We start from the raw sequence: 19,446 nt of genomic DNA on the forward strand, positions 1-19,446 counted from the left end.
TTCGCTTCGGATTTTGGCCTTCGTCCGACTAATTCTAATAAGTCAATTGGGGGCCAAGCCCATTCACTTCAACAATATTCCTATCTCTATATCGTGGCGGGACAGCACCCGGACAGCACCCCCCTCTGGCGGAGCAACGGAGCAGTCTCACTGCCTTGCAACGGTCAACGCTATTCTCCCTCTCCCGCATCGACCACGAATCCGCCTATAGTGCCCCATGCCCATCCGCCAGCTTTCCGAAACGATGATCAACCAGATCGCCGCCGGCGAAGTCATCGAGCGTCCGGCAAGCGTGGTCAAGGAACTGGTCGAGAACGCGCTGGATGCAGGCGCTACCAGAGTCGAGATCGTCACCGCCGGCGGCGGGCTGAACCTGATCCGCGTCAGCGACGACGGCTCGGGCATTCCGGAAAAGGAACTGGCGCTGGCGATTGCGCGCCATTGCACCTCCAAGCTCGCCGACGACATTCACGACATCCGCTCGCTCGGCTTCCGCGGCGAGGCCTTGCCGTCGATCGGCTCGGTGGCGCGGCTGTCGATCCGCTCGCGCACCGCGTCCAGTGAAAACGCCGCCGAGATCGGCATCGACGGCGGCCGCGTCTCCGCGGTCAGGCCGGCGGCGGCCAATCGCGGCACCACGGTCGAGGTGCGCGACCTGTTCTTCGCCACGCCCGCAAGGCTCAAATTCATGAAGGGCGAGCGCGCCGAAAGCTCGGCCATCGGCGACGTGGTCAAGCGCATCGCCATCGCCTTCCCCGCCGTGCGCTTCACCTTGGCCGGCCCGGACCGCTCGACGCTGGAACTGCCGGCGACCGACGACAGCCCGGAAGGCCGGCTGCGCCGGGTGGCACAGGTGATGGGCGCCGACTTTCCCGACAATGCGATCGCCATCGACGCGATGCGGGACGGCGTGCATCTCGCCGGCCATGTCTCGGTCCCCTCCTTCACCCGCGCCAACGCGCTGCAGCAATACGCTTATGTCAACGGCCGCCCGGTGCGTGACAAACTGATCGCCGGCGCCATTCGCGGCGCCTTCGCTGACGTGCTGCCGCGCGACCGCCATGCCGTCACCGTGCTGTTCCTGACGCTCGATCCGGTGATCGTCGATGTCAATGTCCATCCGGCCAAGGCAGACGTGCGCTTCCGCGACCCGGGGCTGGTGCGCGGGCTGATCGTCGGCGCTATCCACGAAGCGCTGGCCAATGCCGGCATCCGCGCCGCCACCACCGGGGCCGCCGGCATGATGGCGGCGTTCCGGCCAGGCGCCGCATCCTATGCGCATGGTGGCCCGGCCAACGGTCACCGCAGCTACGAGGCCGCCTATCGGGCATCGGGCTTTTCCGGGTTCGATCCTGCCCATTCGCCGCAGCGGCCGCTCGACATGGGCGACGGCTTCGGCGAGGACGAGCAGGCGGCCTTCGACGCCGGGCCGCTGCACAGCGCCGATGCGCGCGCCGGGCAAAACGAAGCGGCGGAAACGCTGCTCGGCACGGCGCTGGGCGCGGCGCGCGCACAAGTGCACGAGAATTATATCGTCGCCCAGACCAGGGATTCGCTTGTCATTGTCGACCAGCATGCGGCGCATGAGCGGCTGGTCTACGAGGCCTTGAAGAACGCCCTCCACTCACGTGCGGTGCCGTCGCAGATGCTGCTGTTGCCCGAGATTGTCGATCTGCCGGAAGAGGATGCCGAGCGGCTTGCCATACACTCCGAGACGCTGGCCCGCTTCGGCCTCGGCATCGAGCGCTTCGGCCCCGGCGCCGTCGCGGTGCGCGAGACGCCGTCGATGCTCGGCGAGACCAACGTCCAGCAGCTGGTGCGCGATCTCGCCGACGAGATCGCCGACAACGACACGGTCGACACGCTGAAGGAGCGGCTGGACAAAATAGCCGCGACCATGGCCTGCCACGGCTCGGTACGTTCCGGCCGCCTGCTCAAACCGGAAGAGATGAACGCGCTGCTGCGCCAGATGGAGGCGACGCCGGGCTCCGGCACCTGCAACCACGGCCGCCCGACCTATATCGAACTCAAGCTGGCGGATATTGAGCGGTTGTTCGGGCGGCGGTGAGAAACTCGCAGGGCGCAGCCCCCACCCGGACCTTCGGTCCGACCTCCCCACAAGGGGGAGGTAGGGAGCCTATCCGCCGACGCCTCGCGAGGAGCTTACCCTCGCCCTTGTGGGGAGGGTCGCTGCGAAGCAGCGGGGTGGGGGTACGAAAAGAGCCGCTGTACAGCGGCTCTTTTCGAGTCAGGCACAGCCCCAAACCCTTTGCTCATCTCTTCAAATTCACCACAATGACGCCGCCCAGCGCCAGCGCGCCGCCGAAGATGCCGAGCAGCGTCGGCACCTCGCCCAGCCAGAAGAAGCCGATCAGCGTCGCCATCGGCGACACCAGATAGAGGAAGTTCGAGGCACGCGCCGCGGGCAGCCGGGAAAGCGCTGTTGCCCATGCGGCATAGGCGATCAGGCTGGGCACGATGCCGAGAAAGATGACGGCGCCGAGCCCGGCCGCATCGGCGACCGCCGCCTGCGCCAGACCGCTCGGCAGGAACGGCGACAGGCAGAGCGCGCCAAGCACCATGTTCGAGGCCGAGATCGTCAGCGGGTGATGGCGGGCAAACAGCGGCTTCTGGACGATGGTGTTGACGGCCGAGCACAGCGCCGAGCCGAGGACAAGCAGCGCACCATTGTTGAAATGCAGCCCTTGCCCCTCGCCCATGGCGATGATGCCGATACCGGCGAAGGACAGGAATGTGCCGGCCCAGGCCAGGCCCGAGAAGCGTTCGCCGAGCAGCGCCATGGCCATGATGGCGGTGAAGATCGGGCTGACGTTGATGATGAAGCCGGCCGCACCGGCCGAAACGGTCAGCTCGCCGAAATTGAGCATCACCGTGTAGAGTGCGACGAAGACGGCACCACCGAAGACAAAGCGCCAGAGTTCATCGAGCCTGGGCAGTGCCGGCCGCTTGACCGCGAGGAAGATCGCCGCCGGAACCGCGGCGATGGCAAAGCGCAGCGCGCCAAGCTCCAGCGGCCCGAAAGCGGCAAGGCCGGCGCGGATCGCCGGAAAGGCGGAGGCCCAGCCGACGACCGTCAGCGCCACCGCGATGGCAGCCGTGGCATCCATGCGCTGTGTCGTATTCAACGTGCCGGTGTAAGCGCTCATTTGGGTGTCCTCGCGATCCAATGCCATGAAGTAGAGAAACGCTATTGCGGGTCGGTTGACAAACGAACAAATCGAGGATCACCTGTGACTATGGATCACAGCTTAGACCCGATGCTGCCGCTCGAAACGCTGCGCGCCTTCGACGCCGCGGCTCGGACCGGCAGCTTTTCGGCGGCCGCCGAGAAGCTCAACATCACCCACGGCGCCGTCAGCCGGCAGATCGCCAAGCTCGAGGGTTGGCTCGGGCTGAAAGTCTTCGATCGCGGCGCGCGCGGCGTCTCGCTGACCATCGAGGGCAACCGGCTGCATCTGCGCACCACCGAAGCCTTTGCCCTGATCGCCAGCAATTCGGACCGTTGGGTCGAGCCGCGCGGCACGGCGGTGGTGCGGCTGACCTCGATCCCCTCGGTCAGCGGGCTGTGGCTGATGCCGCGCATGGCGGCGCTGGAGAACCACCCGTCCAAGCTGCGTATCGTGCTCGACGTCGACATCCGCCAGGGCGATCTTGCCGACGAGGGCATCGACCTGTCGATCCGCTGCGGGCGCGGTCGCATTCCGGGCCGGATCTCGGTGCAGCTTTTCGAAGAATATGTGTTCCCTGTCGCCTCGCCGGAATTGGCCAGAGAGATCGGTCGCGGAGACCCCGCCCGACTGCTCGAATTTCCGGTGATCAATGATTCCGACGCTTCGGCCTGGCGCGCCTGGTTTGCCGCGCAGGAGATGGACTATCGGCCGCGGCCGCACGACCGCCGTTTCGAGGACTACAACCTCGTGCTCGACGCCGCCGCGCACGGGCTCGGTATTGCGCTGGCACGTCCGCCGTTGACGGTGGACCAATTGAAATCGGGCCGCATCGTCGCCGTAGACGAGCGCAGTGCGCTAAGCCCGATATCCTACTGGCTCGACCGGCCGCTGGGGCGCCCGCGCGCCGCCGCCGCCGAACTCGCCCGGCGCATCGCCGTCCAGGCCGGGCTGGCAGCGGAGAAGATCGAGCAGTTTATCACGGCCGAGGAATGAGATGCCGGCATCCAGTTTGCCGGCTTGACCTCGCCGCAATTTGTGGCGATGACATCGTCATGAATTTCGGCACCACCCCATGATGAACCGTTTCGAAGGACCCGGCGGCAAGGAAGCCCGCATCCGCTATCTCGACGGCGACTTCCAGGTGACCAGCCCCGGCGCCTTCGTGCGCTGCGCGGTGACCGGCGAGAGCATCCCGCTCGACGAGCTCAAATATTGGAGTGTCGCCAGGCAGGAACCCTATGTGAACGCCGCTGCCTCGCTGCGCCGCGAGATCGAAGCGCATCCGGAACTGCGCCGCCGACGCTAGTCCAGCGCAAATGGAAGCCGCCCCGTTGCGATCCTGCGCCGTCTGCCGCGATGTCAGGCCGGCAACACCGAAACCTTAGAGGCTATCTTGAAATAAAAAACCCGCCTCAGGCTCGAGGGCGGGTCACCGGCGAATCATCACCATATTTAAATTACTAGCATAGCTGCCGGCACAAAGCAAGAACAAAATACGTTCGACCGGCGGAAAGCTGCAAATTCCGGTCCCGCATTGCCTCGGTGCTCAAGCTTCTGGTCAGCCTTTAAGCCGGCGCTGCCGCCAGGTATCCAGCGTCTCGTCGATGATGCGTTGCGGCACATGGTCGAGCTCGAAGACGGTGTCGATCTCCAGCACATCGAGCCCGTCGAGGAATTCCGGCGGCGCCGCGCCGTGACGCAGGCGGGCAGCGTCCTTGGCGGTGGTAATGAGGCCAAGCCCGGCTTTACGCGCTGTCACCGCCAATTCGGCAAGCTCGTCCGCACTGTAGAAATGATGGTCAGGAAACGATTTGGTCAGCGCAAGCTCGCCGCCGGCCTCGCGGACAGTGTCGAAAAACCTGTCGGGATGGCCAATGCCGGCGAACGCCAGGAAACGCCTGCCGGCCAGCGTCACTTTGCTGCTCGGGGCAGTGTGCGCCTCGAAGATCGGCCTGCCGGCGCGCGCTGCCTGGCGCACGACCGTGTCGGCCGCGGTGCCCTCGCCCATCTTCAGCAAGGCGCTGGTGAAGACCAGTTGGTCGACGATGTTTGCCCGCAGGGGCCCGCCGGGGATGACGCGGCCATTGCCGATGCCATGGCGCGCATCGACAACGACCAGCGCATAGTCGATGTGGATGCGCGCGCTCTGAAAACCGTCATCCATGATCAGGAAATCGCAGCCGAGCTTCTCCAGCAGAAGCCTGGCGCCGGCGGCCCGGTTCGGCGTCACCGCGACCGGCGCATGTTCGGCCAGAAGCAGCGGCTCGTCGCCGACATGCTTGGCGGCGTCATGGTGCGGATCGACGATATGCGGCTGCGCAAACGAGCCGCCATGGCCGCGCGACAGGAAACCCGGATTGAGCTGCATGCGCCGGGCCTGCTCGGCCAATGCGATCGCCACCGGCGTCTTGCCGGTGCCGCCGACGGTGAAGTTGCCGACGCAAAGCACCGGCGCCTCGACCTTTTCGCGCGGCGCGTGCCGCATGCGGCGACCGGCGACAAGCGCATAGATGGCGGAGAGCGGCGACAGCGCCGTGACCCGCCAGTCCGGCTCTTCCCACCAGAAGGGTGGCGCTTCCGAGGTCACGTCAGCGCCCGTTCGCGCCCTTCAGGCGCGACTTGACGACCAGCGGCTGGATATAGGGCTCGAGCGACCTGAGCGTATGCGCCAGCGCACCGCGCATCTCGTCGACCGTCGCCGCACCCGCCGCCATCATCTCATGGCGGGCCGCCTCGTTGGTCAAAAGGAAATTAACGGCGCCGGCCAGCATATCGCGGTCGCGCACCAGCTTGGCGCCGCCGCTATCGAGCAGGCGCTGATAGGCCTCGCGAAAATTCTGGACGTTGCGGCCGGCAAGCACCGCTGTCTCCAGCATGGCTGGCTCCAGCGGGTTCTGGCCGCCCTCGGAAGTCAGCGAACGGCCGACAAAGGCGATTTCCGTCAGCCTCAGATAAAGCCCCATCTCGCCGATCGTGTCGCCGAGCAGAATATCGGTGTCGGAGGTGATCCTGTCGCCCTTGCTGCGCTGCGCCAGCTTCAGGCCCATGCCGGAAATCTGGGCGGCCAGCTGCCCGGCGCGATCGGGATGGCGCGGCACGATGATCGTCAAAAGCCCGTGGTGGCGCTTGTGCAGCATGGCGTGGACTTCGGCGGCGACCGCCTCTTCGCCGTCATGGGTCGAGGTCGCCGCCCAGGTCGGGCGACCGCCGATCTGGCGTTTCAGCGCCGCCAACGCCCGCTCGTCGGCCGGCGGCGGCGCGGTGTCGACCTTGAGATTGCCGGATACGGTGACCGGCCGGGCGCCGAGCGACAGGAAGCGCTCGCCATCGAGATCCGACTGGGCGACGACATGGGCAAGATTTTCGAACAATGCTTCGGCAATGTTGGCGCGCTTCTTCCAGGACTTGAAGGAGCGGTCGGACAGCCTGCCGTTGACCAGAACCTGCGGCACGCGGCGGGCGCCGAGTTCCAGGATGGTCATCGGCCAGATCTCCGATTCGGCGATGATCGCCAGGTCCGGCTGCCAATGGTCGAGGAAGCGGCTGACCGCCGGCTTGAGGTCGAGCGGCACATATTGGTGGATGATGCGGTCGCCCAGCCGTTCTTCGGCGACCTGCGCCGAGGTGACCGTGCCCGTCGTCAGCACGATGTTGACGCCGTAATCGAGAATGCTCTCGACCAGCGGCACGACGGCGATGGTCTCGCCGACGCTGGCTGCATGGATCCAGATCACCGGGCCTTCGGGACGCTCGCGTCCGGCGACGCCGTAGCGTTCACGCCGGCGAATGCGGTCCTCCTTGCCTCTGGAAGTTCGCCAGGCGACGTAAGGTCCGACCAGCGGGTAAGCGGCGGCCCCGGCGAAGCGGTAGGCCGTCAGGAAGGCGCGGGCCCAGCGCATACTCATTTCGGACCGTCCACAAGGCGATAGGCCTCGGCGGTCGCGGCATTGAGCGAGGCTGTGACCTCCTGGCGCTTGCGTTCCATTTCCGCGGCGTCGGCGTTGGCTGGCACGAAGACAGGCGTGCCGACGACAATCGAGGAGCGGCCGAAGGGCAAGTTGATCGTCGTCTTGTCCCAGCTGCCCTCGATCACCTTGCGGCGGCTGGTGGCTATCGCGGCAGGCAGGATCGGCCGGCCGGACAGCCGCGCCAGAAGGACGACGCCGAGCCCCGCATCGCGCGGCGTGCCGTGGGGAATATCAGCAATCATGGCGACATTCTTGCCGGTGGCGAGCGACTTTTTGAGGGCGATGAGCGCCTTGGCCCCGCCCTTATCGAGATGCCTTGCGCTTTCGCGCCCGCCAGAGCCGCGCACCGCCTCGATGCCGAATTTCTCGACCATCAGCGCGTTGAGCTCGGCATCGGCGCTGCGCGATACCATGGCAACCAGCGGCCGTCCCTTGGGATAGTAGGCCGGGGTCAGCAGGTGCTGGCCGTGCCAGAGCGCGATGATGCCAGGCTCGAGCTGCGCATAGGCACCGCCGGAAAACTTGGCCGATCCGTCAACCATGCGGTTGGTCAAGCGGACAAGGCGGACGAAATACGCAAACAGCGCGGCAAGCGCATTCTTGACGAATCGCGACTGCGCCAGCGGTTCGCGGATCTTGCGCCAGAACGTCTTCGGCTTGCGACGTCTGACCGCCGACCGCGGGGCTGATCGCTTGACCGCTTCATGGTTCATCGATGTCAACCGACAGCCTTGTTTTCGGGGTCGAGCAGGCGGTGCAGGTGAACGACGAAATAGCGCATATGGGCATTGTCGACGCTAGCTTGCGCCTTGGCCTTCCAGACGGCGTGCGCCGATTGATAGTCCGGATAGATGCCGACAATATCGAGCGCGTCGAGATCGCGGAATTCGGTGCCGCCCAGCTTCTTGAGTTCGCCGCCGAACACCAGGTGCAAAAGCTGTTTCTTTCCGTCTTCAGCGGCCATGTCGATCCTTCACATATCGTGAGTTTGGGACAGGTCTAGACCAAAGCCGCCGACTTTGGAACTACTGATAGTGGTCAATCGTCCAGCCCGGCGATGACGCCGGCGAGCACGGCGAGGAGTTCGCCGCTGCCGGCGGCGAGCGGTCCGTGACGGATCACTTCGCCGGCATAGAGCGGCGCGCGGCCATGCCGATCGAGCAAGGCGCCGCCTGCCTCGCGCAGGATGAGATCGGCCGCGGCGATGTCCCAGTCATGCGCGTTGGCCTTGACGAAGGTGGCATCGAGCTGGCCGCCGGCGATCATCGCCAGCCGGTAGGCGAGCGAAGGAATATAGAGCACGCGCTTCAGCCGTTTGTGCCATTTCGCCGGCATCAGGTCGATCATCGCCTTCGGTCCGGCGATTTCGGCCGTTTCCGACGGCGGACGCACGCTGATGCGCCTGCCATTCAGGAACGCGCCCTCGCCGGGCAGCGCCCAATAGATTTCGCCCTTCGCCGGGCAGTCGAGCACGCCGGCAAGCGTTCGGCCGTTCTCGACCACAGCGACGCTGACGCACCATGTGGGCAGCCCTTCGAGGAAGCCGCGCGTGCCGTCGATCGGATCGACGACAAAGGTGCGGCGCGCGACGAGCCTTACCGGGTCGTCGACGGTTTCCTCCGACAGCCAGCCATAATCCGGCCGGGCCGCCAGCAAGGTCTCGCGCAGATATTTGTCGGCGGCGTGATCGGCTTCGCTGACCGGCGAGGTGCCGCCCTTCATCCACACCTGCGGATTGTTGTTGAAGTACTGCATGGCGATGAGCCCCGCCGCGCGGGCGGCATCGCGCAGCAGCTGCAGGTCTTCAGTAGCGCCGGCCGAGACGGCCGGGTCAAGCTCCGGCAAGGGTCATTCCTTCGATCAAAAGCGTGGGCGCGGCAGTGCCGAAATTGCGGTCGAGATCGCTTGCCGGAACCATGTTGAGGAACATCGTCTTCAGATTGGAGGCGATGGTCACCTCGGCGACGGGATAGGCCAGCTCGCCATTTTCGATCCAGAAGCCGGAAGCGCCGCGGCTATATTCGCCCGTCACCATGTCGACGCCCTGGCCGAACACTTCGGTGACGTAGAAGCCGGTCTTGAGCGACTTGATCAGCTCTTCCGGCGTATTTTCCCCGGGCTCGATGGCGAGATTGGTCGACGACGGCGAGACCGACGAGCCGCTGCGCGAGCCGCGCCCATTGGTGACGAGGCCGAGTTCCCGAGCCGCCGAAGTCGACAGGAACCAGTGGTTGAGCACGCCCTTGTCGACCATGAACAGTTTTTCGCCCTCGACGCCTTCGCCGTCGAACGGGCGCGAGGCCTGTCCACGGCGCCGGAGCGGCTCGTCGGTGACGGTGATTGCGGCCGAAGCCACCTTCTTGCCCATCATGTCGCGGAGAAAGCTGGTCTTGCGCGCGACCGCGGCGCCATTGATGGCACCGGCAAGGTGGCCGGCAATGCCGCGCGCCACACGCGGATCGAACACCACGTCGACCGGCCCGGTCGCCGCCTTGCGCGCGCCAATGCGGCGTACAGCGCGCTCACCGGCCTTGCGGCCTATGTCTTCCGGCGCGTCGAGATCGGAAAAATGCTGGCGCGAGGAGAATTCGTAGTCGCGCTCCATGCCGGTGCCCTCGCCGGCGATCACGCTGGTCGAGCGTGAAAAACGCGAGGCGAGGTAATGGCCGACGAAGCCGTGCGAGGTAGCGAGCACCAGGCCGCCGAGCCCGGCACTGGCGCCACTGCCGGCCGAATTGGTGACGCCCTTGACGGCAAGCGCCGCCGCTTCGGCGGCAAGCGCTGCTTCCTTCAATTGATCGGCCGACACCTCGGTGGCGTCGAACAGATCGAGGTCGCGCGGCGTCTTGACCAGCAAGGCCGGGTCAGCGAGGCCTTGATAGGGATCTTCGGGCGACACCTTGGCCATGGCGACGGCACGCTCGGCCAGCATATTGGGGTCGGATGCCGCCGTTGCCGAAACGCTCGCCACGCGTTTGCCGACGAAGACGCGCAGCGAGACGTCCTCGCTCTCGGACGCCTCTGTGCCTTCGACCTTGCCAAGCCGCACCGACACGCCGGTCGAGCGGCCGCGTACCGCAACGGCATCGGCGGCATCGGCGCCGGCCCGTTTGGCAGCCTCGACCAGGGCCGCGACGCGATCGGTCAGTTTCGCTGCGTCGAGCGTATCGGTCATGCGCATGATCCTGTTATTTTCGGCCCGCAATAGGGCAGCCGCTGCTGCACCATCTATTGTCCCGATGCGCCTTCTGCAATGGGAGAAGCGGACAAACCGGGTGCATCAAGCGCCCAAACAGGACCGCAGCCCGCAGGCGGATGAACGGCGAGCGAGATCGACAATCCCTCAGGAAGCGGCCACCGGCGTCCAGATCACGTCGTCGATCCTGAGCGCGCCGGTGGCGAGCATCACCAGCCGGTCGAAGCCGAGCGCGGCGCCGCTCGCCTGCGGCATGATGGCGAGCGCGGCGAGGAAGTCCTCGTCGATCGGGTAGCGTTCACCATAGACGCGCTGCTTCTCATCCATTTCGGCGGCAAAGCGCAGGCGCTGCTCGGCCGGATCGGTCAATTCGCCAAAGGCGTTGGCGAGTTCGACGCCGCAGCAATAGAGCTCGAAGCGCTCGGCGGTGCGCGGATCGTCGGCGCTCGGCCGGGCCAATGCCGCCTCCGAGATCGGATATCCGAAAAGAATGGTGTTGCGCCCCTGCCCCAGCGCCGGCTCGATTTTTTCGACCATCACCCGGCTGAACAGGTCGGCCCAATTGTCGTCGGGCGCGGTCCGCAATCCGGCCTGGACCAGGGCGGCATGCAACTCCGCGCGGTCGGTGCTGCCATCGGCTGCGACCGTCGCCAGCAGATCGATGCCGGCATGGCGCATGAAAGCTTCGGCGACGCTCAACCGTTCCGGCTCGGCGAACGGATCGGCTTCACGGCCGCGGAAGCTAAAACGCTTCGCTCCGGCCCGTTCGGCCGCCAGCGCTACGAGCTCGGCGCAATCGCGCATCAGGCTCTCATAGGTCTCGCCGACGCGGTACCATTCGAGCATGGTGAACTCAGGATGGTGCAAGGGGCCGCGCTCGCGGTTGCGCCAGACAGCCCCGAGGCTGAAGATGCGCTCCTCGCCGGCGGCAAGCAGCTTCTTGCAGGCGAATTCCGGCGACGTGTGGAGGTAGAGCGGCTGGCGCTGCCCGTCCGGCCCGATCGCCTCGGTGGCAAAGGCCGACAGGTGCGCTTCATTGCCGGGCGAGACCTGCAAGGCCGATGTCTCCACCTCGACGAAGTCGCGGCGGGCGAACCAGTCGCGCATCCCGGCGGCAATGGCATTGCGCAGGATCAGCCGCGACCGGCGGTCGGCGTGGACATGCGGCGTCCACCACGGCGAGGCGGCGGTCATCGGCTTCAGGGGAATTGCACAGAGGGCTGGCGATTGCGGCCAAGATGCGCTAGGCCGCACGCAACGGCCTCTCCAGCCGATTTGCGCCAACAAATTTTATCAGGATGGAAACCCGTGAAGGTCATCGCCAGCTCCTTACGCAAAGGCAACGTCGTCGAAAAGGACGGCAAGCTTTATGTGATCCTCTTTGCCGAAAACATTCATCCTGGCAAGGGTACGCCGGTCACCCAGCTCGACATGCGGCGTATCTCCGACGGGGTAAAGGTTTCCGAGCGTTACCGCACCACCGAGCAGGTCGAGCGCGCCTATGTCGAGGAGCGCGAGCACACGTTCCTCTACCGTGACGGCGAAGGCTTTCACTTCATGAACCCGGAGACTTACGACCAGGTCGCGGTGCCGGAAAGCGTGGTCGGCGACATGGCGCCTTATCTGGTGGAAGGCATGCCGGTGCAGATCTCGCAATACAACAGCATCGCCATCTCGCTGGTACTGCCGCAGCGCGCCACTTTCGAGGTGGTCGAGACCGAGCCGGTGACCAAGGGCCAGACGGCGTCCTCGTCCTACAAGCCGGCAACGCTGTCTAACGGCGTGCGTACCCTGGTGCCGCCACACATCAGCGCCGGCACCCGCGTGGTGGTGATGACGGCCGATGGCGCCTATGTCGAGCGCGCGAAGGATTGAGGCGCGAAGCCTGACACGCCTCGCCGAAAGCGTCGCGGCGGCCGGTCATCGTCTACCGCTTTGTGCCAGGGGCTTTCGAGCATTGGGACGCTGCACGCAGACTGAAGCGTCAACGCCCCTGCCGGTTCTTTCCTATTGTACGACGTCAGCGGGCAATCTCTGAGCCTCGAGCAACGCCGACCGTCCCTTTCGCCAAGTGCCAGGTGGAATGCCGACGAACTTTTTGAAGGCGCGATTGAAGGCGGCTTCCGACTCGTAGCCGACCTCGGCACCCGCTTGCGCGATGCTCATTTCGGGCCGTTCGAGCAGACGTCCCGCCAGTTGCAGACGCCAGCGAGCAAGATAGTGCATCGGCGAGACCTCGACATAGTGGGTAAAGCGGCTCGCAAACGCCGTGCGCGAGAGCCCCACTTCGCGGGCGAGCCGGTCCAATGTCCATTCCTCCCTTGGGCGAGCGTGGATGAGCCGAAGCGCCTCGCCGACATGTGGATCCCGTAGGCCTGACAGCCAGCCGCGCGAATCGTCGGGGAGGGTCTCGAGATGGCGGCGGATGATCTCGACAAACATCAGCTCGCTCAGCTTGGCGAGTATCGTTTCACAGCCCGCCCGCCCACTGCCACCTTCGGCCAGCGCCAGCCGAAAAAGGTCGATAACCCAACTGCTTCCATCGGCGGGCTTGCGGGCACACAGGATGGCCGGCAATGCGGCCAGGAGAGGATTGAAGGGACGTGCATCGCAGCCAAGATACCCGCAAATGAACCGGGTCCGCTCGTCTCCGCCGCCACCATGGATCACCGCGAACGGCAGGCTCTCGTCTATCGGCCGATAATACATCGCCATATTGGGTTCGCCCCGCGCCCCCGGCGAGGAGCTCAACACGTTCGGAACACCACCGGGGAAGACAACGACATCACCGGCGTTGACGAGCACCGGCGGCACCGAATCGTCTCCCAGCGCGGCCCAGCACGAGCCCGACATCACGGCATGAAAGGAAATGATGTGCTCTGCCTCCGGCATGACGGCGGCGGCAATGTCGGCCGTGCCCGGCGACTCGCCAACCCAGGGAGAGCTGGCGTCGACGTCGAAATAGATCGCACCGGTGAGGCGAACGGCTCGGAGCACATCGGAAAGGACATCCATGCACTACACCTCCGGAAACGATCGGCTACTCCCTTTGACAACGAGTTTTTCCGCCAGGCATCTCGAACTATCCGGCAATATGGCCGCCCGGGCAACTATCCATCCGGTCTAATCCTACTCTGAACGATCGGGCAACAGAAATGGACGATGTGACATTTGCGGGAACAGCGGACGGGATTAGCGTTTCATCGACCGGCCGACAGGTCCAATAACAGGGAGGAATGTCATGAACGATGAAGAAATCACCAAATTCGCAGCAAGCCTGCGAGGCGAAGTCATCCGCGCCGGCGACGCCCGCTATGACGAGGCCCGCAAGCTCTACAACGGCATGATCGACAAGCGGCCGCTGATCATCGCCCGCTGTGTCGACGTCGCCGACGTAATCACAGCGGTGAATTTCGGCCGCGACAACAATTTGCTGGTTGCGGTACGTGGCGGCGGCCATAACGGACCAGGATTGGGGAGCTGCGACGACGGTCTGGTGATCGACCTGTCGGCGATGAACGGCGTGCGCGTCGATCCGGATGCCCGCACGGCGCGGGTAGGCCCGGGCTGTACTCAGGGCGACCTCGATCATGCCACCCATGCCTTTGGCCTGGCCGTACCGGCGGGCATCATCTCAACCACCGGGGTCGCCGGACTGACGCTGAGCGGCGGCCATGGCTATCTGACGCGCAAATATGGCCTGACCATCGATAATCTGATCGAGGCCGATGTCGTGCTTGCCGATGGAAGCTTCGTCACCGCCAGCAAGGAGCGGAACCCCAACCTGTTCTGGGCGCTTCGCGGCGGCGGCGGCAATTTCGGCATCGTCACCAGCTTTGTGTTCAAGCTCCACCAGGTCAGCATGGTCTTTGCGGGGCCGATCGCATGGGATCAGCGCCACGCCCGCACCATCATGCAGCATTATCGCGAGTTCCTGCCAAACGCGCCCGAAGAACTCGGGATCTTTCTCGGGCTCAAGACCGTCCTCTCGAGCGCACCCTTCCCGGAAGAGTTTTGGGGAAAGCGGATGTGTCTGCTGATGTGCTGCTACAACGGCCCGGAGGAAAAGGGCAGAGAGGCGCTGGCCCCGCTGCTCGATGCGCTGCCCGCGCCCTGGTTCAACTGGATGGGAACGATGCCCTATCCCGCGGTGCAGAGCATGTTCGATGGGCTCTACCCGAAGGGAATGCAGTGGTACTGGCGGGGCGATTTCGTCAAGACGCTGTCCGACGAGGCGATCGACGCCCATCTCAAGCAGGCGGCGAAGACGCCGAGCGAGCTATCGCTCATGCACCTCTACCCGATCGATGGTGCGGTCCATCGCGTCGGCAAAGACGAGACACCCTGGAATTACCGTGATGCGACCTGGTCGATGGTCATCGCCGGGATCGATCCGGACCCACAGAAAGCGGGGCCGGTGACGCGCTGGACCAAGGCCTACTGGGAGGCCGTGCATCCGTTCGATCTGGGTGGCGCCTACCTGAACTTCATGATGGATGACGAGGGCGATGCAAGGCTCAAGGCGGCTTATGGCGACAACTATGAGCGCCTGGCTACGCTGAAGAAGAAATACGACCCAAACAACCTCTTCCGGGTGAACCAAAACATTCGACCGGCTGCTTGACGGCGGCCCTCGTCAGGCCGGCAAGCGTACCGGCCGGCCCAGCTAAGGCTCGGCCGGTACGATAGCTTGCCGGTCAGGACGCTCGCTGGCCGGCAAGCGGGATACTCGGCCGCGCTCGCCGACCGTGTTCCATGAGCGATGTCCGGCATGCGTCAAAAGCGGTCTGCCCGCACCCTTAGGGTGACCCGCAGCCCGCTTCAACCGGCAAGTCCGGGAGTAGGCCTCGCGGTCAACGCGTTATGCCTCAACGACTGTTTCTCGCCAGGCCGATCGCGCCAGCAGCCACCGATAGTTTACGCCTCGATGTGGACGTCCGACCTCACGACGACACCCTCCAGTGCTCATCGAGAACCGGTATTCCCTCCAGAATTAGATAAATTAGCAGTTTCTTAAGTGCCTTTGGAACTTTGTAGCTTGCGTTCCATTTTCAACCGCATGCGAGAGTCTGTGGTCCACGACCCTGGAATGACGGTGAACAGGTCACCGCCTCGCTACTCGCTGGTCCTGCCCATATACAATGAAGAACAGGTGCTGCCTCGGCTGATCGAGCGGATCAGTTGCCTGATCGGCCGGTTGGACGGAGAAACGGAGGCCATCTTCGTCGATGACGGAAGCCTCGATGGAAGTGTCGAATACCTGAGAAAGGTGGTTGCCGCCGAGCCGCGCTTTCGGCTGATCGAATTTTCCCGCAATTTCGGCCACCAGATGGCCATTACCGCCGGTATGGATGCCGCTGCGGGCGATGCCGTCATCGTCATGGATGCCGACTTGCAGGACCCGCCGGAGGTCGTTCTCGATCTGGTGGCAAAGTGGAAGGAAGGCTTCGAGATCGTCTATGCCCGCCGAGTCAAGCGCGACGGCGAATCCTGGTTCAAGCGCTTTACGGCAAGTCTTTTCTATCGCCTGCTGGAGAAAATGACGTCGGTCGATATTCCGCGCGACGTCGGCGACTTTCGCCTGGTCGGCCGCAAGGCGCTGGAAACCTTCAAGCATATGCCCGAACATGACCGCTTCGTCAGGGGCATGTTCGGCTGGATGGGCTTCAAGCAGACGGCAGTGCCATTTGAGCGCCACGCGCGAACCCTGGGCCAGACCAAATACCCATTCTGGAAGATGATGCACCTTGCGGTTCACGGCATCGTCAGTTTCTCCGAGAAGCCGTTGCGCCTGGCGCTCTGGGGCGGATTGGCCATTTCCGCGCTTGCGGTGGTCTTTGGTGCCTACGCCATGTTTGCCTGGTTTTTTGAAGCCGGCATCATTGCCGGGTGGACATCCACGGTGGTGATCGTGTCGCTCCTGTGCGGCATTAATCTCTTCATGACCGGCGTGGTCGGGCTCTACGTTGGCAGCATCCACGCCGAGGTGAAACGCCGCCCGCTGTACGTGATCGATCGGCTCACCGGTTTCGACGAGGCGATGCGTGCCGTCTCTGGTGAGCGCGGCCGATCGTTTCACAAGCCCAGGAGTGGAGTCCCCGCCAATGGGCGAACTCTTCGACAACTATAATTCCAACTACGGCGAGGCGGTCGAAGGGTCCATCCGGTTTTCCGGACTCAGGCACGACTTCTTCCTTGTCGCCAAGGCGGACCTGCTGCGGCGACTGGTGGTCGAGCGAAAGCTTCGGCAGGGTGGGTCGGCTGTAAGGGCGCTGGATGTCGGCTGCGGCGTCGGTTCGCTCCACCGCTATCTCGACGGCGCTTTCGACAGCCTCGATGGCTGCGACGTCTCGCAAGACTCGATTTTGCGCGCCAGCCAACACAATCCGCGTGTGGCCTACAGGACCTGCAGCACGCAGGGGCTGCCTTATGAGGACGGCACGTTCGACCTGGCTTTCGCCAGTTGTGTCGTCCATCACGTTCCGCCCTCCTCCTGGCTCGATTTCTTGCTGGAAATGCGGCGCGTCGTGCGGCCAGGCGGCATCGCCTGCATCATCGAGCACAATCCCTATAATCCGATGACGCGTCTTGCGGTGTTCCGGTGTCCGTTCGATCACGACGCAGTCCTGCTCAACGCCGCCAAAGCAAGGTCCCTTTTTCAGGAAACAGGCTTCAGGGACATCCGCTCCGAGCATTTTCTGCTGCTGCCCTCGGCAAGGCCCTTGGCCAAAAAGGTCGAGCGCCTGCTTTCTGCCCTGCCGCTTGGAGCCCAGTACGTGTGCAGCGCTTATGTCTGAGCGCCGTTCGACCGGCGACGCCGGGCTGAGGCTGCTGGCGCGCTTCGGGTCGGTCGGCATCGCTGCAACGATCCTATATGCAGTGATGGCCACCGCTTTGGTCGAATGGCAACGGTTCGGCCTCTCGCCGGTCGGTGCCTCGCTCGCAGCTTATACCGCTGCCGCCCTGTTTTCTTATCTCGCGCATAAGTTCGTGACCTTCGCGTCGAGCGGATCGCATCGATCGGAGGCTCCGCGTTTTCTCTTGCTGACGGCAACCGGCTTCGCGGTGGCTTACGCGGCGCCGGCGCTTTTGACGGCGAAACTCAGTCTGCCGCCGATCATTGCCATCCTGGTTACATGCTTGCTTGTTCCAGCGGTCAATCTCCTCATGCTCGACCGCTGGGTTTTTGCGCAGCGAAGACGCGGCCAGCAGCGCGATCGCCCGCCCTAATCCGCGTCAATGGGATCGAGCCGGAGCGACAACAATTTGATGGAGCGCTTATAGATGTTGCTGGCGGCAGGAGTTTGCGGAATGCCGTCGAGGTAGTCGAAGGCGATGTCGAGTGTCTTGGCCTCGGCGAGAGCCGCCGGTGGGATGACGAACGAGACGGTGCGTGGCTCTTTGCCGGACAGCGTCACCGCATGCACCCGAACGCCGTTCACTGAGATCACAACCCTTTGCGTGATCTGTGGCGGACGAATGACGGCGGCCATTTGCAGCGTGGCAGTCAGGCCGTCGCGAAGCGGCGGTATGTCCAGGCGAAGCCGCGAGGTCTCGCCCAGCGAATGGGTGCCGTCGGCTACCGGCCCCGACCAGCCACAGACCATCATGCCGGTTGCCTTTTTGGCTCCGTCGGACCGGAACGACACCGTCTGGCCAAGTGTGTAGCTGCCGACCGCATCGCGATTGAGGCAGGTCGTCGTCCGGTCGATGTAATAGGCGCGATAGTCGGCATTGACGTCTGGATTGAGAGCAAGCGCAAGGATGATGATTTCCGCCCCGGCCAGAACCGCCGCCAGCGTGTAGCCGCCAAGCGAGGCCGCGCGCCGATGCGGGCCCGGAGTGCTAGACCAGGGCAAGATAGCCCCCGATCCACGCGACGGTCATGAAATAGCAGGCGCCCAGGAAGAGACCCAGAGCGGCAAGAAAAGTCAGCTTCGACGCCGACAACAACGTGGTCAGCAACATTGTCAGAGGCGCAAGCCCAACGACGTATCTGACCATCGAGGCCAGGTTCGTGATCAGCGGCGAGATGATGCAGCAGGCGCAGAACAGCGCGGCGCCATATTGCCTGCGAACCGCCAGAACCGCCGATAATGCCAGTCCTATGAGTGCGGCGAGCGCGCTCCATTGCGGCGCCGTAGGCAGCCATCCAGTCGTCGGAACGGCCGAGAGTCCATCCCATATGAAGGCGAGCGGATTGCCCGCCACCCGTCCAAACGCGCGCTGGACGTGCAGGAAGGCAAAGCCGTCCCCGACCGTCAGATAGAGGAACAGGATGTAGGCGAACAAGCCGGCAGGCGAGATGAGAATTGCAACGAGCAGATCCGGTCGGCCAAGCACCCAACGTGGGAACGAAAGCGCCGATCCGCCCTTTGCGCGGTAATCCCTGAACATCTGAATGACGGTCGCAAATACAACAAGCACTCCGACGAGCCTGGTTGCCGACAGCAGAGCCGATGACAGCCCCGCGGTCAGATAGCTGGAGCGTTTGAGTGCCAGAAAAACGCACGACGTCAGGAGCACGAAAAGAGGTTCGGTCAGGAAGGTCGTGAAGTGAAAGGAGAACGGGCCGCTGAGCAGAAAGGCGCAATACAGCACATAAGCGCGCATGTTCTTCTCGAGCAACGGCCACGCCACCAGACAGGCCGCGTAGCTGCATGCAAGCGATGCGATCGATGCGAGCAGTATCGTCGAAAAAGGGAAAACAGACCGGATGGCCGCCACCAGCATCGGATAGAGCGGGAAGAAGCCCCACCGTCCGACATTGCTCTGGCCTGGAATGGGAAAGCGCTCATAGCCATGTTCGGAAATGCCGACATACCACGCGCAATCCCAGCGGCAGAGCGCCTGGGCATAGGCCGCGAAGCCGGGTTCTGCCGAAACCGAAGCAAATGCGGCATAGCGGATGGCCAGTCCACTGACGGCGAATAGCAACGGCACCGCCACGACGGCGACCGCAATATAGCGACCGCCGGGACGCGCGACAGCTTCGAGCGCCAAAATCTGCCTCCACCCGTTCAAGTGGCTGGCGCCACTCAAAGCTAGATGACGCGCGCCCGGGCGAATTCAAGGCATGCATTTGGCGGCT

Annotated in this window: 19 protein-coding genes; 8 read left to right on the forward strand and 11 right to left on the reverse strand. The window is 64.2% G+C overall.

Annotated features, from left to right (window positions below):
• Positions 1–217 precede the first annotated feature (217 nt).
• Complete coding sequence (gene mutL / locus NKH16_RS17750; protein ID WP_352747014.1) at positions 218–2,068, forward strand: DNA mismatch repair endonuclease MutL; 1,851 nt, start codon at positions 218–220, stop codon at positions 2,066–2,068.
• A gap of 205 nt (positions 2,069–2,273) precedes the next feature.
• Here the strand turns inward: mutL and NKH16_RS17755 are convergent, their stop codons facing one another.
• Positions 2,274–3,167 carry a DMT family transporter gene (locus NKH16_RS17755; protein ID WP_352452286.1) on the reverse strand — a complete coding sequence of 298 codons (894 nt, stop codon included), beginning with the start codon at positions 3,165–3,167 and terminating at the stop codon, positions 2,274–2,276.
• 90 nt (positions 3,168–3,257) lie between these two features.
• Between NKH16_RS17755 and NKH16_RS17760 the strand changes: the two genes are divergently transcribed.
• A complete protein-coding gene (locus NKH16_RS17760; RefSeq protein WP_352452287.1) occupies positions 3,258–4,184 on the forward strand; it encodes a LysR family transcriptional regulator in 927 nt (308 codons plus the stop codon).
• A 79-nt stretch (positions 4,185–4,263) separates the two neighbouring features.
• A complete protein-coding gene (locus NKH16_RS17765; RefSeq protein ID WP_031211156.1) occupies positions 4,264–4,497 on the forward strand; it encodes a DUF2093 domain-containing protein in 234 nt (77 codons plus the stop codon).
• A 252-nt stretch (positions 4,498–4,749) separates the two neighbouring features.
• Here NKH16_RS17765 and lpxK read toward each other — a convergent pair whose 3' ends face one another.
• The 7 genes from lpxK to epmA form a co-directional block, all read right to left on the reverse strand.
• The gene (lpxK, locus tag NKH16_RS17770; RefSeq protein WP_352747008.1) at positions 4,750–5,778 is read right to left on the reverse strand and encodes a tetraacyldisaccharide 4'-kinase; all 1,029 of its coding nucleotides are present in this window, start codon (positions 5,776–5,778) and stop codon (positions 4,750–4,752) included.
• Position 5,779: 1 nt separating this feature from the next.
• Positions 5,780–7,096 carry a lipid IV(A) 3-deoxy-D-manno-octulosonic acid transferase gene (waaA, locus tag NKH16_RS17775; protein WP_352747005.1) on the reverse strand — a complete coding sequence of 439 codons (1,317 nt, stop codon included), beginning with the start codon at positions 7,094–7,096 and terminating at the stop codon, positions 5,780–5,782.
• Positions 7,093–7,872, reverse strand: coding sequence for a lysophospholipid acyltransferase family protein (locus NKH16_RS17780; protein WP_352465435.1), 780 nt, complete (start codon positions 7,870–7,872; stop codon positions 7,093–7,095). The genes waaA and NKH16_RS17780 overlap by 4 nt, the downstream gene beginning before the upstream one ends.
• 5 nt (positions 7,873–7,877) lie before the next feature.
• Positions 7,878–8,123: a DUF4170 domain-containing protein gene (locus NKH16_RS17785; RefSeq protein ID WP_023674378.1), complete on the reverse strand. Its 246-nt coding sequence runs from the start codon at positions 8,121–8,123 to the stop codon at positions 7,878–7,880.
• Positions 8,124–8,197: 74 nt separating this feature from the next.
• Positions 8,198–9,004, reverse strand: coding sequence for a 3'(2'),5'-bisphosphate nucleotidase CysQ (locus NKH16_RS17790; RefSeq protein ID WP_352747002.1), 807 nt, complete (start codon positions 9,002–9,004; stop codon positions 8,198–8,200).
• Positions 8,991–10,334, reverse strand: coding sequence for a TldD/PmbA family protein (locus tag NKH16_RS17795; RefSeq protein ID WP_352747000.1), 1,344 nt, complete (start codon positions 10,332–10,334; stop codon positions 8,991–8,993). Before NKH16_RS17795 ends, NKH16_RS17790 begins: the two co-directional genes overlap by 14 nt.
• 168 nt (positions 10,335–10,502) lie before the next feature.
• Positions 10,503–11,549, reverse strand: coding sequence for an EF-P lysine aminoacylase EpmA (epmA, locus tag NKH16_RS17800; protein WP_352746998.1), 1,047 nt, complete (start codon positions 11,547–11,549; stop codon positions 10,503–10,505).
• A gap of 114 nt (positions 11,550–11,663) precedes the next feature.
• On the opposite strand from epmA, the gene efp reads away from it, so the two are divergent.
• Positions 11,664–12,230, forward strand: a complete 567-nt coding sequence (gene efp, locus NKH16_RS17805; protein WP_352457103.1) for an elongation factor P — start codon at positions 11,664–11,666, stop codon at positions 12,228–12,230.
• A 132-nt stretch (positions 12,231–12,362) separates the two neighbouring features.
• Here the strand turns inward: efp and NKH16_RS17810 are convergent, their stop codons facing one another.
• Entirely contained in the window at positions 12,363–13,370 is a 1,008-nt protein-coding gene (locus tag NKH16_RS17810; protein ID WP_352746995.1) for an AraC family transcriptional regulator, read from the reverse strand.
• 226 nt (positions 13,371–13,596) lie between these two features.
• Between NKH16_RS17810 and NKH16_RS17815 the strand changes: the two genes are divergently transcribed.
• The 4 genes from NKH16_RS17815 to NKH16_RS17830 all read left to right on the forward strand — a co-directional run bounded on the left by NKH16_RS17815 (position 13,597) and on the right by NKH16_RS17830 (position 17,585).
• Positions 13,597–14,979 carry an FAD-binding oxidoreductase gene (locus NKH16_RS17815; RefSeq protein ID WP_352746993.1) on the forward strand — a complete coding sequence of 461 codons (1,383 nt, stop codon included), beginning with the start codon at positions 13,597–13,599 and terminating at the stop codon, positions 14,977–14,979.
• A 465-nt stretch (positions 14,980–15,444) separates the two neighbouring features.
• Positions 15,445–16,485 (forward strand): glycosyltransferase family 2 protein, encoded by a 1,041-nt coding sequence (locus NKH16_RS17820; RefSeq protein WP_352452316.1) that lies wholly within the window; start codon positions 15,445–15,447, stop codon positions 16,483–16,485.
• Positions 16,460–17,152 carry a class I SAM-dependent methyltransferase gene (locus NKH16_RS17825; RefSeq protein ID WP_352746992.1) on the forward strand — a complete coding sequence of 231 codons (693 nt, stop codon included), beginning with the start codon at positions 16,460–16,462 and terminating at the stop codon, positions 17,150–17,152. Before NKH16_RS17820 ends, NKH16_RS17825 begins: the two co-directional genes overlap by 26 nt.
• Positions 17,145–17,585: a GtrA family protein gene (locus NKH16_RS17830; RefSeq protein ID WP_352707211.1), complete on the forward strand. Its 441-nt coding sequence runs from the start codon at positions 17,145–17,147 to the stop codon at positions 17,583–17,585. Before NKH16_RS17825 ends, NKH16_RS17830 begins: the two co-directional genes overlap by 8 nt.
• Here NKH16_RS17830 and NKH16_RS17835 read toward each other — a convergent pair.
• Positions 17,582–18,214: a hypothetical protein gene (locus NKH16_RS17835; protein ID WP_352746989.1), complete on the reverse strand. Its 633-nt coding sequence runs from the start codon at positions 18,212–18,214 to the stop codon at positions 17,582–17,584. The genes NKH16_RS17830 and NKH16_RS17835 overlap by 4 nt on opposite strands.
• The gene (locus NKH16_RS17840) at positions 18,201–19,358 is read right to left on the reverse strand and encodes a putative hexosyltransferase (RefSeq protein WP_352746988.1); all 1,158 of its coding nucleotides are present in this window, start codon (positions 19,356–19,358) and stop codon (positions 18,201–18,203) included. The genes NKH16_RS17835 and NKH16_RS17840 overlap by 14 nt, the downstream gene beginning before the upstream one ends.
• Positions 19,359–19,446: the final 88 nt, after the last annotated feature.

This window comes from Mesorhizobium sp. M1307 (assembly GCF_040318155.1).
GTDB lineage: Bacteria > Pseudomonadota > Alphaproteobacteria > Rhizobiales > Rhizobiaceae > Mesorhizobium.